Annotated in this window: 6 protein-coding genes; 4 read left to right on the forward strand and 2 right to left on the reverse strand. The window is 33.8% G+C overall.

Annotated elements, in window-relative coordinates; translation table 11 throughout:
- Positions 1-36 precede the first annotated feature (36 nt).
- From ilvC to ACZM4J_RS10765, 4 genes are all read left to right on the forward strand, one after another.
- Positions 37-1,062, forward strand: a complete 1,026-nt coding sequence (gene ilvC, locus ACZM4J_RS10750; RefSeq protein ID WP_301956466.1) for a ketol-acid reductoisomerase — start codon at positions 37-39, stop codon at positions 1,060-1,062.
- A gap of 535 nt (positions 1,063-1,597) precedes the next feature.
- Positions 1,598-3,637, forward strand: a complete 2,040-nt coding sequence (gene recG / locus ACZM4J_RS10755) for an ATP-dependent DNA helicase RecG (protein WP_489486137.1) — start codon at positions 1,598-1,600, stop codon at positions 3,635-3,637.
- Between the two features lie 10 nt (positions 3,638-3,647).
- Positions 3,648-4,700: a D-alanine--D-alanine ligase family protein gene (locus ACZM4J_RS10760; RefSeq protein WP_022165782.1), complete on the forward strand. Its 1,053-nt coding sequence runs from the start codon at positions 3,648-3,650 to the stop codon at positions 4,698-4,700.
- 155 nt (positions 4,701-4,855) lie between these two features.
- Positions 4,856-6,223: a UDP-N-acetylmuramoyl-tripeptide--D-alanyl-D-alanine ligase gene (locus tag ACZM4J_RS10765; RefSeq protein WP_428244641.1), complete on the forward strand. Its 1,368-nt coding sequence runs from the start codon at positions 4,856-4,858 to the stop codon at positions 6,221-6,223.
- 120 nt (positions 6,224-6,343) lie between these two features.
- Here the strand turns inward: ACZM4J_RS10765 and ACZM4J_RS10770 are convergent, their stop codons facing one another.
- Complete coding sequence (locus tag ACZM4J_RS10770) at positions 6,344-6,544, reverse strand: alpha/beta-type small acid-soluble spore protein (protein ID WP_022165783.1); 201 nt, start codon at positions 6,542-6,544, stop codon at positions 6,344-6,346.
- 150 nt (positions 6,545-6,694) lie between these two features.
- Positions 6,695-7,397 (reverse strand): ribonuclease H-like domain-containing protein (locus ACZM4J_RS10775; protein ID WP_489486136.1); only part of this gene is annotated, 703 nt, incomplete at its 5' end.

Genomic DNA, 7,397 nt, shown 5'->3' on the forward strand with positions numbered 1-7,397 from the left:
CAACATAGACAAAGATAAATAGGAGGTTTTATTATTATGTCAGAAGCAAGAATTTTTTATCAGGAAGATTGCAACTTATCATTATTAGATGGAAAGAAGATTGCAATCATCGGTTATGGTAGCCAGGGACATGCACATGCATTAAACTTAAAAGAATCAGGATGTGACGTAATCATCGGATTATATGAAGGAAGTAAGTCATGGGCAAAGGCAGAAAAGCAGGGATTTAAGGTATACACAGCTGCAGAAGCTGCAAAGCAGGCAGACATTATAATGATACTTATAAATGACGAACTACAGGCAGACATGTACAAGAAGGACATTGAACCAAACCTTGAAGCAGGAAACATGTTAATGTTCGCACATGGATTTAACATTCACTTTGGATGCATCAATCCACCAAAGGATGTAGACGTAACAATGGTAGCACCAAAGGCACCTGGTCATACAGTACGTTCAGAATATCAGGAAGGAAAAGGAACACCTTGTTTAGTAGCAGTAGAACAGGATGCAACAGGTAAAGCATTAGACATGGCATTAGCATACGCATTAGGAATTGGCGGAGCAAGAGCCGGAGTTCTTGAAACAACATTCAGAACAGAAACAGAAACAGACTTATTCGGAGAACAGGCTGTACTTTGTGGTGGTGTATGTGCATTAATGCAGGCAGGATTCGAAACATTATGTGAAGCAGGATATGATCCAAGAAACGCATACTTCGAATGTATCCACGAAATGAAATTAATCGTAGACTTAATTTACCAGTCAGGATTTGCAGGAATGAGATACTCAATCTCAAACACAGCAGAATACGGTGATTACATAACAGGACCAAAGATTGTAACAGAAGATACAAAGAAAGCAATGAAGAAAGTTCTTTCAGACATTCAGGACGGAACATTCGCAAAAGAATTCTTACTTGACATGTCACCAGCAGGCCGTCAGGTACACTTCAAGGCAATGAGAAAGTTAGCTTCAGAACATCCATCAGAAAAAGTTGGAGAAGAAATCAGAAAACTTTACAGTTGGAATGACGAAAGCGGCAAATTAATCAACAACTAAGCGAAGGCAATTATTTCAAGCGAACGCTTAAAATAAAACAGAAGCAATCCCAGAATGATGCTTGCATCAGGAAGAGGTTGCTTCTGTTTTATTTTGGCGACGTTCATTTGAAAAATGCAACGTCGCTTATAGAAAATATAATTTTTCACAGAAAAATATATTTTCTATAAGAAAGCGTTCGCGTGACATCGCTTGTGCTAGCACAAGAGACTGTGTGTTGTTTTTGGTTTATAGGCGTGCATTTAAGGAATGCACGCCGCTTATAGAAAATATAATTTTTCACAGAAAAATATATTTTCTATAAGAAAGCGTTCGTGTGACATCGCTTGTGCTAGCACAAGAGACTGTGTGTTGTTTTTGATTTATAGGCGGGCATTTCAGCTAATGCAACGTCGCTTATAGGAAATGAAGTTTTTCTAAAGAAAAAGTTCATTTCCTATAAGAAAGGAGTTCGCGTTGAAAGAATGATGCTTGCATCAGGAAGAGGTTGATTTCTCCCTATCAGTTAAGTATAATTAAACATGGCAAAAAAGCTATTGAGGTTTTCTTTATGGAATTAAAACAATTAAAAGGTATTGGCGAAAAAACTGAAAAAACATTGAACAGAGCAGGCATTGAAAAAGTAGAGGATTTACTTGATTATTATCCAAGATATTACGATACCTATGAGGAGCCTGTTTTAGTTAGAAATCTTGAAGAAAATAGAACTCAGGCTGTACTTGGAACAGTTGTTAGGGAGATTTCTTTAAGGCGAGTTAGAAATCTTCAAATTGTAGAGGCTTATATAAGGGATTTAGAAGGTAACGGAATTAAGGCAACATGGTTTAATGCTCCATATATTAAAAATACTATACATAATGGTGATATTTTAATATTTAGAGGATTTATACATGAGAGCAGAGGCAGTTACGTTATTGATCAGCCGAAAACATTTACGAAAGCTCAGTATCAAAAGAAAATGGGCAAAATGCAACCGGTGTATCCTTTAGTTTCAGGGCTTACAAACAATATAGTTATTAAGGCGGTTAAACAGGCATTTTCTCTTGTTGAGAAAAAGGAATATATTCCAAAATCTATTAGAGAAAAATTTGATTTAATTAATTGTCAGGAAGCAATTAAGAAGATACATTTTCCAGTCAATAACGAGGATTTTCAGATTGCAAGAAAAAGACTTGTTTTTGAAGAATTTTTCAGATTTATTGTTACATTAAGAGAACTAAAAGAAAATAACAGTTTTGTTTCAAATCATCATGTTTTGAAGGAACCAAAAGAAATTAAACAGGTCATTAATAATTTGGATTTTACATTAACTGATGCCCAGATGAAAACCTGGAATGAAATAAAAAATGATATGGCTTCTGAGAAGGTTATGAACAGATTAGTTCAGGGTGATGTTGGTTCAGGTAAAACAATCGTTGCTATTTTAGGGCTATTAACTGCTGCGTTAAATGGTGAGCAGGGTGTTTTAATGGCACCAACTGAAGTTCTTGCAAGACAGCATTATGAAGATATTTGTGAATTAATTAAGAAGAATAACCTTAACCTGAAAGTTGTAATTTTGGTTGGCTCAATGAAGGTAAAAGAAAAGCGTGAGGCTTATGAGGCTATTGAAACAGGTTATGCCAACATAATTATAGGTACACATGCCCTTATTCAGGACAAGGTAAAATACAGAAATCTTGCATTGGTGGTAACAGATGAGCAACATAGATTTGGTGTAAAACAAAGAGAAACAATAGCAGAAAAAGGAGATTACCCTCATACAATGGTAATGAGTGCAACTCCAATTCCAAGAACCTTGGCAATTATTATGTATGGTGATTTGGACATATCAATAATCGACCAATTGCCAAGTGGAAGAAAGCCTATTGCAAACTGCGTTGTAGGTACTGATTATAGACCAAGAGCCTATGATTTTATTGAGAAGCAAATTGCCGCGGGTAGACAGGCGTATGTTATTTGTCCTACTGTTGAGTACAGCGAGGCTGTGGAAGGGGAAAACGTTATTGAATATGCCAAAAAGTTACAGGCTGTCATGCCACCCTCTGTAAAAGTAGACTTTTTACATGGTCGAATGAAACCGGCAGAGAAGAATGAAAAAATGAATCTATTTGCCGAAAATAAAATTCAAATTCTGGTTTCAACAACGGTAGTTGAGGTTGGTGTTAATGTTCCAAACGCTACGGTAATGATGGTAGAAAATGCTGAGAGATTTGGTTTGGCACAGCTTCATCAGTTAAGAGGTCGTGTTGGTAGAGGAAAACATCAGTCTTATTGTATTTTTATTAATGGTTCAGGCAAGAAAGACGCCAGCAACAGACTTGATATATTAAATAGGTCAAATGATGGTTTTTATATAGCAAGTGAAGATTTAAAACTTAGAGGTCCCGGTGATTTCTTTGGTGTAAGACAAAGTGGTGATTTTGAATTTAAAATCGGAGACATTATGAATGATGCCAAAGTTTTAAAAGAGGCGGCACAGGCTGCTGATTTAATAGAAAATAATCAGGTGGAAGTAACAGACGAAGAAAAAGAAATTTTAAAATATCAGGATACTGGTATTATTAATATATAGAAAGGAGCGTATGTTTTACATACGATTTAATATGAATATTGTAGTTTTATGTGGTGGAAATAGTACAGAAAGAGAAGTATCAATTAACTCAGGTTATAATGTTTGCGGAGCTTTAAGAGAAAAAGGTCATAACGCAATTTTATTAGATGCATTTTTTGGAAACAAGGATCTTTCAATATTTGAAAAATCAGAGAAAGAATATGATGTAATAGCAGAAAGAGACCATATTAGAAGTTTATCTTCAAAAGTAAAGGAAGAAGAGAAAATCAGAAAATCTTTCTTTGGAGAAAATGTATTGGAAATTTGCGCTAAGGCTGATATTGTATTTCTTGCTTTACATGGAAAAAACGGAGAAGATGGAAAATGTCAGGCAACATTAGATTTACACGGAATTAAATATACAGGTTCAGGTGCACTTGCGTCTGCAATTGGTATGGATAAGGCTGTTACAAAACAGATTTTTATTGCAAAAGGAGTCCCAACAGCTAAAAGTGTATGGATTAAAAAAGGTGAAGACACATCTTTAGAGGCACATGGTATGAAAGCACCTGTTGTTGTAAAAGCATGTAACGGTGGTTCAAGCGTAGGTGTTGTTTTGGTCAAAGAAGCTTCTGAATATGATAGCGCCGTAGAAGAGTGCTTTAAATATGATAATCAGATTTTGGTAGAAGACTTTATTGAAGGAAGAGAATTCTCAATTGGTGTAGTTGATGGCATGGCATATCCTATTGTTGAAATTATTCCAAATGAAGGTTGGTATGACTACGAAAATAAATATAAAGAAGGTGCTACAACTCATGTATGTCCTGCAAAGCTTGATGAAGAATTAACAAAGAAAATGCAGAAAGTTGCAGAAGGTGCCTGTGATGCCATTGGCTGTGAAGCCTATTCAAGAGCAGATGTAATGATGGATAAGGATGGCAATATGTTCTGTTTGGAAGTAAATACATTACCGGGTATGACTGCAACAAGTCTTATTCCTGATGAAGCAAGAGCAATTGGAATTGATTATCCAACTTTATGCGATAACTTAATTAATATTTCACTTAAGAAATATCAGTAAATTAAGGCAGTTATCTAAGAAACATTAGTAAACAAAAAAATATATTATTAAAAAATATAACTAAACAAAGATAATTTCATTACTTAATACAAATAGCATGCATATAAGATAAATTGTATAAGAAATAATTTTACAGAAAGAAATAGGAATTAAACATGAAAATGAAAAATATGACATTGGAAAATATCGCTAAAGCCTGTAATGGTGAATACATTGGCGATGAAAGTTTAAAGAGCAATATAATTACAGGTGTGGAAAAAGACAGCAGATTAATTGAGGATGGCTTTCTTTATGTGCCTTTTGCAGGGGCAAGAGTAGACGGTCATGATTTTATTAATCAGTGTTTTGAAAAAGGGGCAATTTGCAGTTTAAGCGAAAAGAAACTTGATAATGTTAACGGACCATATATTTTGGTTGAATCAACAGCACAGGCTTTAAAGGATATTGCTGAGTTTTACAGAGAACAGCTTGACTGTAAAGTTATTGGTATAACAGGCAGTGTTGGTAAAACAAGTACAAAGGAAATTATCGCTTCTGTATTGTCTGAAAAGTTCAGTGTTTTAAAAACAGAAGGAAATTATAATAATGAAATTGGAGAACCCCTTACAGTTCTTAAAATTCGTGATAACCACGAAATTGCTGTAATCGAAATGGGTATTAGTGATTTTGAGGAAATGCACAGACTTGCAAAAGTATCTAAACCTGATGTTTGTGTAATTACAAATATTGGCACATGTCATCTTGAAAATTTAGGTGACAGAGATGGTGTGTTTAAGGCTAAAACAGAAATGTTTGATTACGCACAGGAAAATCCTTTTGTTGTTTTAAATGGTGATGATGACAAACTTATCAATGTTAAGGAAGTAAAAGGAAGCAAACCTGTTTTCTTTGGTGTTGAAACAAAACAAAATGTATCTATAGATGAATATGAGCAAATAGGAGTAATGGGTACAAAGGCTGTTATTAATTATTTTGGTCATAAGTTTGAAACAGTAATTCCAATACCGGGCTACCATATGCTTTACAATGCCATGGCGGCAACATGTATAGGCGTTCATTTTGGTATGAGTTTTGATGAAATTGACAAAGGTATTAGAAAGTTAAAAGCCATAGGTGGCAGAAACAATATGTTCGAAGTAAATGGAGTTACAGTAATTGATGATTGCTACAATGCTAATCCAATGTCAATGAAAGCAAGTCTTGAAGTTTTATCTCACGCAACAGGTAGAAAAGTTGCTATTCTTGGTAACATGTTTGAACTTGGAGCTAAAGAGCTTGAACTTCATAGAGAGGTTGGAGAAACTGCAGGTCAGTTAAAAATTGATCTGGTAATTACTATCGGTGAACTTGCAAAAGAAATACATAAGGGGGCGCTTGCTGGTGCAGGTCAATGTCTTCATTTTGAGACAAAGGAAGAATTTCTTGAACAGATGGATGACATTATCAAAACAGGCGATACAGTTTTAATTAAGGCTTCAAACAGCATGAAGTTTAAAGAAATTGTAAATAAATTTCAGAAGTAAAAAGTGAGAGACTGAGAATTGTATAGTTTAGAAAAATCTTTAACATACAATTAGCAGTCTCTCTTTTTAATAATAGAAAAGTCTATTATTTAATTGAATTTTAACAGCGTTAAAATCCGATTATTTTCCGCTCATCTGTTTTTCCTGAGCTTCAATCATCTTTTTAACCATCTGGCCACCAACAGAACCAGCCTGAGCTGATGTTAAGTTACCATTGTAACCATCTGTAAGCTGTACACCAACTTCTGATGCACACTCCATTTTAAATCTGTTCATTGCACTCTTTGCTTCTGGAACATTAACGTTATTTGTGTTACTCATAATACACCTCCACATTTTTGTTTAATAGTAACTAACTTTCAATTGAATATTTGTTACACTACTATTATGTGGAAATATAAAAAATATAAACTGGTAAGTTGTTGTTTTTTTGACAAATTTTGAAAAAACAATTTAAGCTTAAAAAATAAATTATTTAGGTTTAACTTTGATGAAATCAATAATGGAATTAACATAAACTTTAATGGTTTCATCATTAATTGAATCAGCTTTTATAAACTGATATTTATCTTTATATTCTTCTTTAAATAAATATTTAAAATCAGTAGAATCTTTTACCGGAAGAAATTCTCCTGTGTGCTTTTCGTAACATGTGGAAGCAGTAGCCTGCTTGCGGTATTTTGTGTCAACATAGTGGGCAACACTTTTATGGACGGCAACATCTTCGGCAGTAAGATAATAGTAATCTTTATAATTTGAATAAAAATATTTGTAAGTACCATTTAAAACATTAACAGTAAGTTCACCAACGTTTTCTTTTATTATTAATGATATGCCACTAATATTATAAGAAATATTAGTTGGAAGGGGATTATCTAAAACAAAATTAACACACAAATCTTTTTGTGGATTCTCGTTAGAATCAGTGTAATCATAAAAATCATATTTCTTAATATTATATTTATAATTAAACAAGTCATTGAAAGCCAAAAGTGAGAGTAGATATCCCATGTTAAATACATCTTCTTTATTATGAAGCAGAAGTGGGAAAAGTAAACGCTCATCTTTAGATTCTACATATTGCTTAAAAACTTCAATTAAATCACCGCCTGAAAATGGATCTGTTCTTTCGATATTTAAGAGTTTTTCAAAAGTTTTCTGTTTTTGATTTTCC

Source organism: Eubacterium sp. (assembly GCF_057858645.1).